Source organism: Sphingobium sp. MK2 (genome assembly GCF_040170545.1).
In the GTDB taxonomy this organism is placed as follows: Bacteria; Pseudomonadota; Alphaproteobacteria; order Sphingomonadales; family Sphingomonadaceae; genus Sphingobium.
Genome location: NZ_JAZDXA010000008.1, coordinates 21,923 through 37,737, shown reverse-complemented (window position 1 = coordinate 37,737; position 15,815 = coordinate 21,923). Strand labels below are relative to the sequence as shown.

Here is a 15,815-nt window from a genome sequence, read left to right as displayed (position 1 = left end):
ACAATGGATTGCTTCGCTGCGCTCGCAATGACGAAGAAAATAACCCTCAGCGCATCACGCTGTAGCCTATCAGGCCGGGCGATGCCGGGCGGTCAGGAAATAGTTGATCGCCTTGTTCTCTGACAAAGTGAAGCCACGCGCCGGGTCGAAGGTCAGGCCGCTGCTGTCGATGACGTCTAGGCCTGCGGCGTCGAGCAGGGCGGTGAGTTCTTCGGGCGTGAGGAACTTGCCCCAGTCATGCGTCCCCTTGGGAATGCCGCCGATGCTTTCGCCGATGGTGATCATGGCGATGCGCGACAAAGGCGTGCGGTTGGGGGTGGAGAGGATCATCAGCCCGTCGGGCGCGAGCTTGGCGGCGAGCGCGGCGACGAAGGCGGCGGGGTCGGCGACATGCTCGATCACTTCCATCGAGGTGACGAGATCATAGTTGCTGTCGGTGACGTCCTCGACCGGGGTTGCGCGATAATCGATGGTCAGGCCCTGAGTCGCGGCATGGGCGGCGGCGGCGGCGATATTTTCGGGCGCTGCGTCCAGGCCCGTGACGGTGGCACCCAGGCGGGCGAGCGGTTCGGTGAGCAGCCCCGCGCCGCAGCCGACGTCGAGCGCACGTTTGCCGGCAAGCGGCTTAAAAGATTGGGCGTTTGTCGGCCAATGGGTGTCGATCGCGGCGCGGATATAGGTCAGGCGCACGGGGTTGAGCTTGTGCAGCATCGCGCTGGAGCCGTTGGGGTCCCACCAATCGGCGGCCATCGCCCCGAAATGGGCGGCTTCCTTGGGGTCGATCGTTGCCGTTGCGTTGCTTGCCATATCCGTATCCGCTGCTAAAGAAGCGCCGTTTCGCCCTTCTGGGACATTTTCTTACTCACCAACTAGCAGGTTCGACAAGCAAATGGCGCGCATCGTGATGAAATTCGGCGGCACCTCCATGGCGGGGATGGAGCGAATTCGCAACGTGGCCGCGCGGGTAAAACATGTCGTGGCGCAGGGGCATGAGGTCGCAGTGGTCGTGTCGGCGATGGCGGGCGAGACGGACCGGCTGGTGGGTTTCTGCAAGGAAGCCTCGGCGCTCTATGATCCGGCCGAATATGATGTCGTGGTCGCGGCGGGCGAGCAGATCACCAGCGGGCTGCTGGCGATGACGCTGAAAGCGATGGGCGTGGATGCGCGGAGCTGGCTCGGCTGGCAGTTGCCGATCAAGACGGTGGAAGCCCATGCCAAGGCGCGGGTGGACAGCATCGATACCGGCGCGCTGCTGGCCGCCATGGGCGCTGGCCAGGTCGCGGTGATCCCCGGTTTTCAGGGGATGATGGCGGACGGCCGCGTCTCGACGCTGGGCCGGGGCGGGTCGGACACGTCGGCGGTGGCGGTGGCGGCCGCGATCAAGGCGGATCGCTGCGACATCTATACCGATGTGGATGGGGTCTACACCACCGATCCGCGCATCGTGGCGCGGGCGCGCAAGCTCGACCTCGTCACCTATGAGGAGATGCTGGAGCTGGCGTCGGTGGGGGCCAAGGTGTTGCAAACCCGCTCGGTCGGCCTCGCCATGAAGGAAGGCGTGGTCGTGCAGGTGCTCTCCTCCTTCGATGATCCCACCCAGACCGACCTGCCCGGCACGCTGATCGTCAGCGACGAGGAACTGGAAGCCAAGCGCAAGGAAAACAAGATGGAACGTCAGCTCATCACCGGCATCGCCCATGACAAGAATGAGGCGAAGATCATCGTGACGCGCGTGCCCGATCGGCCGGGCGCGGTCGCCAGCATCTTCACGCCGCTGGCCGACGCCGCGATCAATGTCGACATGATTATCCAGAATGATTCGAAGGATAATGAAGAGACCGACGTGACCTTCACCGTGCCGCGCGCGGACCTTGCGCGCAGCGTGGACATATTGGAAGCCAATAAGGATGCGATCGGTTTCCGCCGCATCATCACCGATACCGAAGTCGCCAAGATCAGCGTCGTGGGTGTCGGGATGCGCAGCCATGCCGGCGTCGCCGCGACGATGTTCAAGACGCTGGCCGAACGCGGCATCAATATCGAGGCGATTTCGACCAGCGAGATCAAGGTCAGCGTGTTGATCGACGAGGATGAGACGGAGTTGGCCGTCCGAGTCCTGCATACGGCCTATGGTCTGGACGCCCCGGCGGCTTGACCGACGGGTTGCCTTGGCGGGGCCAGGCACCCCCTAAGTCAGCGTTGCTCTTTACTTCGATCGTCATTCCCGCGAAGGCGGGAATCCATCTCCAGCCCTATCCCCCCGCCGCAAGGCTGGGAGATGGGTCCCCGCCTTCGCGGGGATGACGGGGAAAAAGAGACAGCAGGAAAGACTTTATGACCAACGCCAAGCTTGCCTCCCTCATGGCCCGTGGCACCGACTTTCTGGGGTGCGAGAGTGCGATCCTGTGCGGGGCGATGAGCTGGGTGTCCGAGCGGAACCTGGTGGCGGCGATTTCCAATGCGGGGGCTTTCGGGGTGATCGCATGCGGCGCGATGACGCCGGAACTGCTCGATCGGGAGATTGCGGCGACCAAGGCGCTGACGAGCAAGCCGTTCGGCGTCAACCTGATCACCATGCACCCGCAATTGTTCGAGCTGATCGACATATGCGCCAAGCATGATGTTACCCATGTCGTGCTGGCGGGTGGCCTGCCGCCCAAGGGGAGCATCGAGGCGATCAAGGGTAAGGGCGCGAAGCTGATCTGCTTTGCCCCGGCGCTGAGCCTCGCCAAGAAGCTGGTGCGGTCGGGCGTCGATGCGCTGGTGGTCGAGGGCATGGAAGCGGGCGGCCATATCGGCCCGGTATCAACGAGCGTGCTGGCGCAGGAAATATTGCCCGACATGGCGGCCCAGGTGCCGGTGTTCGTCGCGGGCGGGATCGGCCGGGGCGAGGCGATCGCCGCTTATCTGGAGATGGGCGCGGCCGGTGTGCAATTGGGCACGCGCTTTGCCTGCGCGACCGAAAGCATCGCCCATCCCAATTTCAAGAAAGCCTTTTTCCGGGCGTCCGCGCGCGACGCCATCGCCAGCGTGCAGATCGACCCGCGCCTGCCCGTCATCCCGGTGCGCTCGCTCAAAAATGTCGGGATGGAGAATTTCACCATCAAGCAGCGCGAAGTCGCCAATCTGCTCGACGAGGGCGCGGTCGACATGATGGAAGCGCAGTTGCAGATCGAACATTATTGGGCGGGTGCGCTGCGCCGCGCGGTGGTCGACGGCGATGTCGAGGGCGGGTCGTTGATGGCGGGCCAGTCGGTCGGCATGGTGACCAAGGAAGAGCCGGTCGCCGACATCATCGCGCAGTTGATGACACAGGCCGCCGACGCGCTGGCGCGGCGAGCCGCCTGAAGGCTTGCGACGAACGGAATATTTGGCATATTTCCTCGCAGGCGAATGCCCGGCATGACCGGGGCATAGTCCCAGCGGAGAATTTGATGTTGTCCATGCGCCGTTCCGGCCATCTGTCGCTTGTGTCGCTCGCGGTTCTGGCCGCCTGCTCGACCCCCGTGAAACAGCCGCCCCCTACGCCGCCGCCGCCCGTGGTCGAAACCATCAGGCCGCGTCCGCCCATGGGCGCGGTGGAAGATATGAGCATCCCGGAAATGGAGGATGGCCAATATCTCACGCCCAATCGTAAGGTCACGTCCAATACCGCGCTGTGGCATGTGCGCATGGCGCTGAACGTCGCCGCCTTGTCGTGCCGCAGCCCGGCCGATTTGCCGCGCATACAATATAATCGGTTGCTGCATGTCCACGGGCCGCTGTTGACGAAGGCCAATGAAGCGGTCGATCGCAATTATACGGTGGCCTATGGCGGCGCAGGCCTTGGTGCGCGCGAGCGGCTGAACACGGTCGTCTATAATTTCTTCTCGTTGCCGCCGGTGACCAAGAGCTTCTGCCCGGTGGCCGAAGCCGTTGGTGCGAAGCTGCTGGCGATGCCGTCAAGCGCGCTGCTTGATTATGCGCCCGAAGCGCTGGCCGAGCTGGAAAAGCCGTTCCAGGATTTCTATGCCGCTTATGAGGATTATCTCCGGCGGCTGGCCGAATGGCAGTCGCGCTTCGGCGCGAGCGTGACCGTGGTGGTGTCGCCAACGCCTTTGCCCCCGCCGCCCATACCGCCGGGCGAAGCGCCGCCGCAGGGCTTTTCGCCCAGCGTCACGAGCGCGATGCAGCAGAATCTGCCGCCGCCGCCCGATGCGCCCGCGACGATGCCGTCCGCGCCCGCCCAGCCGGGCGCGGCGGGGCCGCAGTTGATGATCCAGCCGCTGCCCGCCAATCAGGAATAGCGGTCAGTCGCGCGCGTCGAAACGGGCGCGCGCGGCTTCCACTGTGGCGAGGTGGGTTTCGGCCCAGGACCATACGCCGCAAAAGGCGGCGCTCAGGCTGTTGCCGAGCGGGGTCAGCGCATAATCGACATGCGGCGGCACGACGGGATGGACGATGCGGGTGGCCAGGCCATCCCGCTCCATCTGCCGCAGGGTCTGGGTCAGCATCTTCTGGCTGATCCCTTCGATCTGGCGCGCGATCTGGGTGAAGCGGAGCGTGCCCTTTTCCTCCAGCAGTTCCAGCACCAGCAGCGTCCATTTGTCGGCGACGCGGCCGATCAGCTCGTTGACGAGTCGCTCGACGCGCGGGTCGATGGGGGCTGTTTCCCACGGCTGCACCGGACAATTTTCGGCGGCGATAGCGGGTGTGTGGCTTGAATTTTCCATTTCTTACTCTGCGGTATGTATAGCACTTTGTGGTGCCTTCTTTCCAAGAGAGAGCATGGCGGTAGGATGCGGGTCAACCCATTAAGACAAGGAGTGACCCATGCAGACCACAGGCAACACCATTCTCATCACCGGCGGCGGATCGGGCATCGGCGCGGCGCTGGCGCATGAATTTCATGAGGCGGGCAATCAGGTCATCATCGCCGGGCGGCGGCAGGCGGCGCTCGACGCTGTGGTGGCCGACCATCCCGGCATGGCGGCGATGACGCTGGATATGGAGGATGCCGCGGCGATTGTCGCCTTTGCGGACAAGCTGGTCGCGGATTTTCCGGCGCTCAACGCCGTGGTGCTGAACGCCGGCGTGATGATCGCGGAGGAGGGCATCGACCTTGCCATCGCGGAAACGACGGTGGCGACCAATTTGCTGGGGCCGATCCGGCTGAGCCATGCGCTGTTGCCGCATTTGCGGGCGCAGGCGGCGGCGAGCCTGATCACCGTGTCGTCGGGGCTGGCCTTCGTGCCGCTGGCGGCGACGCCGACTTATAGCGCGACCAAGGCGGCGATCCATAGCTGGTCGCAGGGGATGCGCGCGCAACTCAAGGATAGCAGCATCGAGGTGATCGAGATCGTGCCGCCGGGCGTGCAGACCGACCTGATGCCGGGCCATGCCGAGAATGCGGACATGATGCCGCTGGCCGACTATATCGCCGAGACCATGGCGCTGTTGCGGCAACAGCCGACCCCGGCGGAGATCCATGTCGAGCGGGTGAAGTTTCTGAGCGAGGCGACCGAGCGCGGCGAATTCGATCAGGTGTTCGCGATACTCAACGGTCAGGATTGATCGGCGAAGAGGAAGGAGGTAGCCAAATCTTGGTCGCTCCCTAACAGATGGAGACGGACAATGACCGACGTGAATGGCCAATTCTTCTGGTATGAACTGATGACCAGCGATCCGCAGGCGGCGCTGGCTTTCTATGGCGATGTGATCGGTTGGACGGCGCAGCCCTTTGGCGGTGCGCCGGACGACGATCCCTATATGGTCGTGTCGGGCAGTGCGGGGCCGGTGGGCGGCGTCATGGCGATCCCCGCCGAGGCGAAGGATTGCGGGATGCTGCCCTGGTGGGGCGGCTATGTCGGGTCGGGCGATGTCGATGCGGACGCGGCGCGGCTGACAGCAGCGGGCGGGCGCGTGCAGCGCGAGGCGGAGGATATTCCGGGCGTCGGCCGCTTTGCGGTGATGGCCGATCCGGGCGGCGCGACCTTCATGCTGCTCAAGGGCACCAGCCCCGACGAGATGGACCCGGTGCCGCCGATGGCGATGGGGCATGTCGGCTGGCATGAACTCTATAGCGGCGCTTTCGATGCCGACCTGGATTTCTACACCGGGGGGTTCGGTTGGACCAGGGGCGAGGCCATGGATATGGGCGAGATGGGCCTGTATCAGCTCGTTTCGCAGACCGGCGGCAGCGATTTCCAGAGCATGACCGGCGGCATCATGCCGCGGCCCAAGGAAATGCCGGTGCCGCTGTGGCTGTTCTATTTCATCGTCGGCGATATCGACGCGGCGGTCGAGCGCGTGACGGCGGGCGGTGGCACCGTGCTGAACGGACCGATGGCCGTGCCGGGCGGCGGCTGGATCATCCAGGCGCTCGACCCGCAGGGCGCGATGTTCGCGCTGGTGGGGATGCGCGGGGAACAGGCGTCATGAGCGGGGACGCTCATGAACTGTCCGTGACCTGTCCTATCGCCGCGCCGCCCGCGACATGCTGGACGGTGTGGCGCGATCGCAAGGACGCATGGTTCTGCCCCAAACCCTGGCGCGCCGAGGTGATCGAAGAGGATATGCGCCCCGGCGGGCGCAGCGCGGTGCGGATGTTCGGGCCGGATGGCGAGGATAGTGGGCCGATGGAGGGCATTTTCCTGGAGGTCGTGCCGCACGAGCGGATCGTCACCACCGATGCTTATGCGGTCGGCTGGGTGCCGCAGACGCCGTTCCTGACCGCGATCTGGTCCTTCGCGCCGGAGGGCGAGGGCACGCGCTTCACCGCGACGGCGCGCCATTGGGATGCGGATGCCAAGGCCCGGCATCTGGAGATGGGCTTTCATCCTGGGTGGGACGAGACGATGGCGCAGTTCAAGGCGCTGTGCGAGGCGGTGGCGGTGGTGTGAGGCGGGGAGGGGTCTATCGGCCATTCATCGACATTCCATCGATTTCCGGCGCGATCCGTTACCAGACATTCATATGTTCGCCGCGCCTGCTTGTCGTGGGTTTTTCCGGATGCGCCCAAGGTCATCTAAAACCTTGAGACGTTTCAACGGCACGCCCCTATATTCGGTCATTGAGCTGCGGCCGTTCTGGTCTGTCACCGAAAGAAACACCTGCCTCCCAAGTGCGGTTGTGGTGAAGGTTGCCGACAGGGCCTTAAAGTCCGTGACCGTTGCCCCGTTGCTTTGACAAAATTCTGGCAAAACTTCCGCAAAAAGAGCGACGGCGGCTTCAAGTTCATCCGATGGCATTCCACGCACGACGCGACCGTTAAGAAAATCGACCTCAATCAACGCTTCGGGTGATGATGCCGCTTCGCCAAATACATCCATGGGATAGTAGCCGATCACGAATCCCAAGCCGCTAGCCATCGAGTCTGCGAGATTGTGCCCTATGGCGCAAAGGCGATCGTGTTTCATGCCCTAACATTGCCAGAAATTGTGTCGGCTTTCTACCTATGCTCGCTCTGAAGCGGACAGTCTCCCATCCACCCTTGGCGTCATGCCGGGCTTGACCCGGCATCTATTGGCTCGACGGTTCGACGTCGTTGAGAGGACGAGGCTATTGGACCCCGGATGAAGCCTGTCGAAGGGTCCGGGATGACGGGATAGGCATCGCGCCCACCCCCACCCGAAAACCCCTTCCAAAATAGGATTTCGTCTGGTTTATCCTTGCCGATGAAACCGCATCCCGTCGCCCATTGCCCCGCGCCAATGTCCAGCCAGCCCCCGCCGCTGATGCGCGGGTGGCGCGTTGCTGTGATCCAACCGGCACCTCCCTGTGACCTGACCGGCGCGTCGCCAGCACTTCGGCGGCACTTTCCGCGCGCTTTTGCCCCATTTTTCCGCGCAAAATCAGGTCAGCGACGGTGTGAACTTACAGGCTGTGACCCTGCCGTGCCCCTGACCCGCTATGCCTCCTCCTGCGCCAGCACCTCGCCCGGCGGGGCATCCACCCAGCGGCGTGCCACGGTATAATCATGGCCCGCGCGCAAAAAGGCGGCGATGGCCTTCTCGCGCTGCTTGGGGTCGAGCGGCGCGGTGGCATAGGGGCCGACCCGCTTGCGTCGCGCAAAGCGGTCCGCCGCCGCCCAGGCTTCGGCCGCGATCTGCGCGTCGGCCTGCGCCCGGTCTTCCTCGCCGATCCCGGCCGCGCGCAGATCCTGGTCGATCCGCCGCGCGCCATAGCCACGCCGGGCGAGCGCGCCGCTCTTCATCACCGCATAGCCCGCATCATTGATATAGCCCAGTTCCACGAAGCGGTCGGCCAGCCCGTCCGGGTCGGCGGGCTGTTCACCGCCCCAGCCGCGTTCCTTGATCTTGCGCTTGAGATAGCTGAGCAGCTTGCCCCGGCTGGTGGCAAAGCGGGCGACATGGCGCAGCGCCATGTCGCGCATCGTCGCCTCGTCAAGCGGCGGGGGGAGGCGTTTGCCGGACATATTCGCTTCCATGGGCCATGCGCCATGTTTATGCCACAGTCGGGCCGGAATTTTACCGTCCCTTGTCGGCTAAGAGGGAAAGCTGGAGTGCAATATCCGGTGCATGTCGCAGTCAAAGATGATAGCGGCCGCGCTTTCACGATTTTTAGACCATATGGTCACGCCAATATGACGGGTTCGCAAGAGATGATGGCACCAACGCCGACCACCGATGACCTGCCGCGCCGCTTCTCGGACTTCGAGACGCTGGGCGAGGCGCTGGACTATGCGGCGCGGGGCAAGCGGGGCCTGAATTTCCATGATGCGCGCGGCAATCTGGCGCGTCCTTATCCCTTTGCCGAATTGCGCGACGATGCCATCGCCTGCGCCCATCGCCTGATCGCCCATGGCGTCAAGCCCGCCGATCGCGTTGCGCTGGTCGCCGAAACCGGGGCCGATTTCGCGCAGCTTTTCTTCGGCATTGTCTATGCCGGGGCCTGGCCGGTGCCGCTGCCCTTGCCGACCAGCTTCGGCGGCAAGGAAAGCTATATCGACCAGCTCAATGTCCAGCTCAGCAGTTGCGACCCCATGCTGTTTCTCTTTCCCCGCGAACTGGCCGACATGGCCGGGGAATCGGGTCGGCAAAAGGCGGTCGAGAGCATCGCGTTCGAGGATTTCATTGCCCGCGATGCCGTGCCCTGCGCCCTGCCGCAGGCGCGCAGCGATGAGATCGCCTATCTGCAATATAGCAGCGGATCGACCCGCTTTCCCCATGGCGTCGCGGTGACGCATCATGCGCTGCTGTCCAACCTGTCGGCGCACAGCCACGGGATGCAGGTGCAGGAGAGCGACCGCTGCATCAGTTGGCTACCCTGGTATCATGATATGGGCCTCGTCGGCTGCTTCCTGTCGGTCGTCGCCAACCAGGTGTCGACCGACTATATGAAGACCGAGGATTTCGCCCGCCGTCCGCTGGCCTGGCTCGACCTCATCAGCCGCAACGAAGGCACCTCGATCAGCTATTCGCCGACTTTCGGCTACGACATCTGCGCCCGCCGCATGTCCAGCCAGACCAAGGCGCAGGATCGCTTCGACCTGTCGCGCTGGCGGCTGGCGGGCAATGGCGCGGACATGATCCGCCCCGATGTGATGCAAAGCTTCGTCGATGCCTTTGCCGATGCGGGCTTTTCGCCCAGCGCCTTCCTGCCAAGCTATGGCCTCGCCGAAGCGACGCTGGCCGTCACCATCATGCCGCCAGGCGAAGGCATCATCGTCGAACTGGTCGAGGAAACCGACCTGTCGGGCGGCGACGCGACCGAAGGACGGCCGCAGCGCTTCCGCTCGATCGTCAATTGCGGCAAGCCCGCCAAGGACATGGTCGTGGAAATCCGCGACGAAGATGGCGGCCCGCTGCGCGAGCGGCAGATCGGCAAGGTGTGGACCACCGGGCCAAGCCTGATGGTCGGCTATTTCCGCGATCAGGCCGCGACCGATGCCTGCATGGCCCCCGATGCCTCTGGCCGCGTCTGGCTCGACACCGGCGACATGGGCTATTTGAGCGACGGCTATCTCTACATTGTCGGCCGCGCCAAGGACATGATCATCATCAACGGCAAGAATCACTGGCCGCAGGATATCGAATGGGCGGTCGAACAACTGCCCGGCTTCAAGCAGGGCGACATCGCCGCCTTCGCCATCACCACGCCGGGCGGCGAGGAGGCCCCCGCCGTGCTGGTCCATTGCCGCACCTCGGACAATGAGGAACGCTCGCGCCTGCGCGACCAGATTCGCGAGCGCGTGCGTGCCATCACCGGCATGAACTGCGTCGTCGAACTGGTGCCGCCGCGCACCCTGCCGCGCACCAGTTCGGGCAAATTGAGCCGTTCCAAGGCGCGCAACCTCTATCTGACCGGAGAAATCCGCCCCTACGACATCGCCGCCTGATCTTTCCGACCCCAGGGTTACCGAATCATAACCCATCGCCGTTATCGCGGCACGGTGGGCAAAAGGGATCACCAGAAAAACGACCCGGAATGTCGGGAACGGATAAGCCTTCGGGCGATGATGGGCCTTGGCGATATCGCCGATGACGCCCAGCATCGCGTGTTGGAGGCGCAGTTCCGCGCCGCTGACAGTGTCGCGCTGCTGCGCCATGTCATGAATCTTCTGGGCCTGGTCTTTGTCTGGGAAGTCTTCGCGCATTGCTGCTCGCCCATTCTGCTCGGCGGATGGAGCATCGCGCTGGTCGGCAGCATGATCATGGGCCTGTGGCTCGACCGCAGCCGCCGTCGCGCCGACAATGTCGGCTTGGCGGCACGGGATCTACGCCGGCACGGGATAGGGGCGCTGGCGCTCGGCTTGTCCTGGGCCGCCTGCATGATGATCGTGGCGCATGCCGGAGAGACCGAGGAACTTGTCGCGCTCTGGACACTGGTAAGTTGCATCATGGTATGCGGTGCCATCAGCTATGCTGCGACCCCCCTTGCGGCGATCGCGTTCCTGCTGCCCTGTATCGCCGGGCTGTGCGCGATGTTCGGCGATGGCCTGCAAATGCCGCTTCATGCTCTGGCGACCAGCTATGCGCTCTCCTTGCTGGCAGGCTGCCTCATCTATGCGCGCACCTTTGCGCGTCAGCATAGCAGCACGGCGGAACTGGCGGAAAAAACCGAAGTCGTCAGCCTGTTGCTGCGCGAATATGAGGAAGGCGGTTCCGACTGGCTGTGGCAGACCGATGCGATGCGGCGCATCAATGGCGCGTCCAGGCGTTTTGCGGAAACGATGGGCCTGACGCCGGACCAGTTGGAGGGCGTGCCGCTGGTCCAGATATTGGCGGGCAGTGCATGGGAAAGCGGGCGGTTTGCCGTCGGCTTGCATAGTCTGGCAGATCATCTCAAACGTCGTGAGAGTTTCTCCAACCTGGTGCTGCCGGTCCAAGTGTCCGGCAAGACGCGCTGGTGGGAATTATCCGCATCGCCGCGCTATGATGACAATGGCGCATTTCTTGGCTTTCGCGGGGTTGCATCGGATGTGACGGTACAACGCGAATCGGCGGACAAGATCGCGCAACTGGCACGGTTCGATCCGCTGACGGGCCTGCCCAACCGCAGCCATTTACGCGAAGTGCTGGATCAGGCGGTCGCGGCGGCGGGTGGCCGTAAGCCCGGTTGCGCCTTCCTGATGGTCGATCTTGATCGCTTCAAATCCATCAACGACACGCTGGGGCATCAGATAGGCGACAAATTGCTGGCCGAGGTCGCGCGCCGATTGCGGCGGGCCTGCCGAGGCCAGGAATTTTGCGGCCGGATTGGCGGCGACGAATTTGCTGTCGTGATACCGGCCGCGCCGGACGGCCATGCCATCGCGCAATTGGCCGACACCATCATCGCCCTGCTCTCCGCCACCTATCAGATTGACGGCCATAGCCTCTATATCGGGGCGTCGATCGGGTCGGCACAGTCCCCCACCGATGGCCGCGATTCCGAGGCATTGATCCGCAGTGCGGATCTGGCGCTCTATCGGGCCAAGGATGATGGCGGTGGCGTGCATCGCGCCTATGAGCCGCAACTCCATGCCAAGGCCGAGGAACGGCGCCTGCTGGAACTGGCGCTGCGCGAGGCGCTGGAAAAGGAGCAGATGCACGTCCTGTATCAGCCCGTCGTAGAAGCCGATAGCGGCCGGGTTGTCGGATTCGAAGCGCTGGCCCGCTGGACGCACCCTGAAATGGGGCCGGTCTCGCCCGCCAAATTCGTGCCGGTCGCCGAAGAAGCGCGGCTGATCGCGCCGATCGGTGAATGGGTGCTGCGCACAGCCTGCGCCCAGGCCGTGCACTGGCCGGACGATGTGCGGGTTGCCGTCAATGTGTCGGCCGAACAACTCACCCACCCCAGCTTTGTCGCGACCGTGGTATCGGCGCTGGCGCAGAGCGGGCTGGATGCGCGCCGCCTGGAGCTGGAAGTGACCGAAAGCGTGTTCATGAGCGAGGATGCCGGTGCGCTGCGGGTGCTCGATCAGTTGCTGGGGCTGGGCATTCAGCTCTCGCTCGACGATTTCGGCACCGGCTACAGTTCGCTGGGCTATCTTAGCCGGACGCGCTTCACCACGATCAAGATCGACCGCAGCTTCGTGGTCGGAGCCTCAAAGGGCGTAGCGGAAAGCCTGGCGATCATTCGCGCCGTCGTCACATTGGCCGAGAGTCTGGGCATGGCGACGACGGCCGAAGGCGTCGAAAATGATACGGAACTGGCCATGGTGCGCGCATTGGGCTGCAAGAAAGTGCAGGGCTATTATTTCGGCCGGCCCATGTCCGCCCAGGATGCGGATGCGCTGTTCCCGATGGTGCCTGAACGGCTGATCGCCTGATCAGCCAGCCTGCAGCAGCCGTTCGACGGTAGTCCAGAGCGCGGCGAAATCCTTGGCTGGGGGGGAGTTGGGCGCGAAGCTCCCCAGCGGTTTCCGGCGCACCGTCATCTGCTCGATCATACTAGCCATCGGAATGGCGGGCCAGCCGGGATGTTCGTCCAGAGCCTTGCGATGCAGGCTGCGGCGGCGATCGACCATCGAATAGACCGGCAGGATCGGCGCATGGGCCCCGCCGCGTTCGACCAGATAGCGCGCGACTTCGCCCATCGCCCGCTGGGACAATGGCGAGGGGATGACCGGGATGACGATCAGGTCGGCGGCGCGCAGCACCTGCTCGCTGGTTTCGGTCAGGCCCGGCGGGCAATCCAGAATGATGCGGTCATAATCCTTGCCGAGGCTTTCGATCAGCTTGGACAGCCGCTTCTTCTTGTCCATCTCCCGGAAAAGATGATCGAGGCTGCGCAGCGAGGTATCCGCCGCGATCAGGTCCAGCCCCGGCACGGTCGAAGGCTGGATCAGTTTCCTGACCTCGACATCCTTGCTGAAGATCGCCTGCGCGGCGTCGCGGCTCTTGCTGTCCGTCGATACGAGCCAACTGGACGCGGCCTGCGGATCGAGATCCCACAATAAGGTGCGGCGCTTCGATATGCTGGCCGATGCCCAGGCCAGATTGATCGCGAAAGTGGTTTTGCCCACGCCACCTTTGAGACTGTAGACGGCGATGGTCGCCAATGCCGGTTCCTTTGCCATGAGGCGTGAAGCTACGGCTTCCGTCCGCCAAAGCAAGCGCTCAATCATCCTCATGTTACGCGACGGTGACGGTGACGCAATCCGTGCCGATTGACAGTCCGGGCGCAGAAACGCATATGGCGACCGCGAATCATTCGCAATATCAATATAAGCAGGTCATCGGGGGGCATCGCCATGCCAAAGTCGCACGTCAATTTTTTGTCTATCACGGCATCGCCGCTTGCGCTGCTGCTCGTTGCGCCCACGCAGGCGCAGACCACCGCGCCCGTCGACGCGGCGGAAACGGACCAGATCATCGTCACGGGTTCCTACACCACCAATGAGAAACTGGGGTCAGCGACAGGATTGGGCCTGCGCATTCAGGAGACACCCCAGTCCGTCACGGTGATGACCACCCAGCGCATGGAGGATCAATTGATCCGAACGCTGAGCGACGTGATGAACAATGCGGCGGGCGTTTCGGTCAAGGCGCTGGACAGTTCGCGCAACGGCTTTTCGGCGCGGGGTTTCGACATCAATATCTATCAGATTGACGGCATCCCGGTGCAGTGGGACCAAGGGTTCAGCGCGGGCGAATCCAATCTGGACGTCATCCTCTACGAACAGGTCGAGATCGTGCGCGGTGCCACCGGCCTGCTGACCGGCGTTGGCAACCCTTCGGCTTCGGTCAATCAGGTGCGCAAACATGCCGACAGCGACCATCTGACCGGAACGCTGACCGCTTCGGCAAGCCGCTGGGACAATTTTTTCGTCATGGGCGATATCAGCGCGCCCATCACCGCCGATGGCGCGGTACGCGGCCGGGTTGTGGCCAAATATGAGGAAGGCGACAGTTTCATCGACCGCCTGCACAACAAGAAACTCGTCCTGTACGGCGTGATCGACGCTGATGTCACGGTGGACACGCATCTGCGCTTCGGGGCCAGCTATCAGGATCATGATGCCAGCGGCACCCAATGGGGCGGCTTGCCGACCTGGTTTTCCGATGGCTCCCGCACGGATTGGAGCCGGTCCCAAAGCATCGGTGCGGACTGGACGACATGGCCGGCGAAAAATGCCACCTATTTTGCCGATGCGACGCAGCAACTCGGCGAACGGTGGCAATTGCGCGTTTATGGCAATTATACGCAGAACAGTAGCGACATGCGATTGCTGTTCCTGTCGGGGCAGCCGGACAAGGATACGGGTCTTGGCATGACGGCCTCGCCCAGTCGCTTTGATGCGCGCCGCAACCAGTTTGACGTCGGCATCCGGCTGAATGGCAGCTATGCGCTGTTCGGTCGCGACCATGAACTGATGGTCGGGGCAAGCTATGCCAAGCAGGATATGGACTTTTTCGGCTATGCGCGCAGCAATGTCGCGGCACCGGGCAATTTCCTGACCTGGGATGGCAGCTATGCCGAACCGACCTGGGGCGCGCGCAGCCATCAGGTGGACCTCGCTACCAAGCAATGGGGCTATTTCGCCTCAACGCGGGTCAACCTGGCGGATTCGCTCAAGCTGATCCTGGGCGGGCGGCTCAATAGCTGGGATCGCACGGGCGGCTATTATGGCATGGCGATCGATTACGGCATCCGCGACAAGTTCACGCCCTATGCCGGACTGCTCTACGACATCGCACCGGGTCATACGCTCTATGCCAGCTATACCGACATTTTCCAGCCGCAGCAGATACGGAACCGCAACGGCCAGTTCCTCGATCCGCTATCGGGCAGCACCTATGAGGCCGGTCTCAAGAGCAGCTTCTTTGGCGGGCGACTGAACACGGCGCTGTCGGTTTTCCGCATCGAGCAGGATAATTTTGGCGTGCAGGATGGCGACATCCCCGTGCCGGGTACGGAAAATGAGCAAGCCTATCGGGCGATAAAGGGTGCCAGAAGCACCGGATTCGAAGTCGAGGCGAATGGCGAACTGCTGCCCGGCTGGTCGGTCAGCGGCAATTACACCCAGTTTCGCGCCAAAGATGCCGATGGCGCGCGTATCAACACGCTGTATGCGCAGAAGCTGCTGCGGCTGTTCACCACCTATAAGCTGAACAGCTTCACAATAGGTGGCGGGGTCAATTGGGAAGGGTTGAGCTATACGGACGCGCTCAATCCGGTGACGGGCGCGGCGGAACGGTTGGAGGTCAAGCCCTATGCGCTGGTCAACCTGATGGGCCGATATGAGTTCAAGCCCGGCTTGTCGGCTCAGGTCAATGTCGAAAATCTGTTCGACAAACATTATTATTCGCAGATTGGTTTCTACAACCAACATGCTTTCGGCGAACCGCGCAACGTCACGCTGACGTTGCAATATCGCTTTTGAGAAG

14 protein-coding genes are annotated in these 15,815 nt (G+C 63.3%); 9 read left to right on the top strand and 5 right to left on the bottom strand.

Going from position 1 to position 15,815, the window contains the following annotated elements; all coding sequences use genetic code 11:
* Positions 1–69 precede the first annotated feature (69 nt).
* A complete protein-coding gene (ubiG, locus tag V2I08_RS05355; RefSeq protein WP_349634164.1) occupies positions 70–807 on the bottom strand; it encodes a bifunctional 2-polyprenyl-6-hydroxyphenol methylase/3-demethylubiquinol 3-O-methyltransferase UbiG in 738 nt (245 codons plus the stop codon).
* Between the two features lie 82 nt (positions 808–889).
* Here ubiG and V2I08_RS05350 point away from each other — a divergent pair, with 82 nt between their 5' ends.
* The 3 genes from V2I08_RS05350 (at position 890) to V2I08_RS05340 (ending at position 4,286) form a co-directional block, all read left to right on the top strand.
* Positions 890–2,155, top strand: coding sequence for an aspartate kinase (locus V2I08_RS05350; protein WP_349634163.1), 1,266 nt, complete (start codon positions 890–892; stop codon positions 2,153–2,155).
* A gap of 179 nt (positions 2,156–2,334) precedes the next feature.
* On the top strand, positions 2,335–3,348 hold the full coding sequence (locus V2I08_RS05345; protein WP_349634162.1) for a nitronate monooxygenase: 1,014 nt from the start codon (positions 2,335–2,337) through the stop codon (positions 3,346–3,348).
* An 86-nt stretch (positions 3,349–3,434) separates the two neighbouring features.
* Positions 3,435–4,286, top strand: coding sequence for a hypothetical protein (locus V2I08_RS05340; protein WP_349634161.1), 852 nt, complete (start codon positions 3,435–3,437; stop codon positions 4,284–4,286).
* A gap of 3 nt (positions 4,287–4,289) precedes the next feature.
* Here the strand turns inward: V2I08_RS05340 and V2I08_RS05335 are convergent, their stop codons facing one another.
* Positions 4,290–4,712: a helix-turn-helix domain-containing protein gene (locus tag V2I08_RS05335; protein ID WP_349634160.1), complete on the bottom strand. Its 423-nt coding sequence runs from the start codon at positions 4,710–4,712 to the stop codon at positions 4,290–4,292.
* A 100-nt stretch (positions 4,713–4,812) separates the two neighbouring features.
* Between V2I08_RS05335 and V2I08_RS05330 the strand changes: the two genes are divergently transcribed.
* The 3 genes from V2I08_RS05330 to V2I08_RS05320 are packed head-to-tail and all read left to right on the top strand — an operon-like array spanning position 4,813 to position 6,881.
* On the top strand, positions 4,813–5,553 hold the full coding sequence (locus V2I08_RS05330; RefSeq protein WP_349634159.1) for an SDR family oxidoreductase: 741 nt from the start codon (positions 4,813–4,815) through the stop codon (positions 5,551–5,553).
* Positions 5,554–5,613: 60 nt separating this feature from the next.
* Positions 5,614–6,420 (top strand): VOC family protein, encoded by an 807-nt coding sequence (locus V2I08_RS05325; protein ID WP_349634158.1) that lies wholly within the window; start codon positions 5,614–5,616, stop codon positions 6,418–6,420.
* Positions 6,417–6,881 (top strand): SRPBCC domain-containing protein, encoded by a 465-nt coding sequence (locus V2I08_RS05320; protein WP_349634157.1) that lies wholly within the window; start codon positions 6,417–6,419, stop codon positions 6,879–6,881. The genes V2I08_RS05325 and V2I08_RS05320 overlap by 4 nt, the downstream gene beginning before the upstream one ends.
* A gap of 69 nt (positions 6,882–6,950) precedes the next feature.
* On the opposite strand, the gene V2I08_RS05315 is transcribed toward V2I08_RS05320, so the two are convergent.
* Positions 6,951–7,397 (bottom strand): hypothetical protein, encoded by a 447-nt coding sequence (locus V2I08_RS05315; RefSeq protein WP_349634156.1) that lies wholly within the window; start codon positions 7,395–7,397, stop codon positions 6,951–6,953.
* A 491-nt stretch (positions 7,398–7,888) separates the two neighbouring features.
* A complete protein-coding gene (locus V2I08_RS05310) occupies positions 7,889–8,416 on the bottom strand; it encodes a RecX family transcriptional regulator (protein ID WP_349634155.1) in 528 nt (175 codons plus the stop codon).
* Between the two features lie 186 nt (positions 8,417–8,602).
* On the opposite strand from V2I08_RS05310, the gene V2I08_RS05305 reads away from it, so the two are divergent.
* Positions 8,603–10,339, top strand: coding sequence for a fatty acyl-AMP ligase (locus V2I08_RS05305; RefSeq protein WP_349634167.1), 1,737 nt, complete (start codon positions 8,603–8,605; stop codon positions 10,337–10,339).
* Positions 10,340–10,456: 117 nt separating this feature from the next.
* The gene (locus V2I08_RS05300; RefSeq protein WP_349634154.1) at positions 10,457–12,754 is read left to right on the top strand and encodes an EAL domain-containing protein; all 2,298 of its coding nucleotides are present in this window, start codon (positions 10,457–10,459) and stop codon (positions 12,752–12,754) included.
* Here the strand turns inward: V2I08_RS05300 and V2I08_RS05295 are convergent, their stop codons facing one another.
* On the bottom strand, positions 12,755–13,504 hold the full coding sequence (locus V2I08_RS05295; protein ID WP_349634153.1) for a ParA family protein: 750 nt from the start codon (positions 13,502–13,504) through the stop codon (positions 12,755–12,757).
* 174 nt (positions 13,505–13,678) lie between these two features.
* Here V2I08_RS05295 and V2I08_RS05290 point away from each other — a divergent pair, with 174 nt between their 5' ends.
* Positions 13,679–15,811 (top strand): TonB-dependent siderophore receptor, encoded by a 2,133-nt coding sequence (locus tag V2I08_RS05290; protein ID WP_349634152.1) that lies wholly within the window; start codon positions 13,679–13,681, stop codon positions 15,809–15,811.
* Positions 15,812–15,815 lie beyond the last annotated feature (4 nt).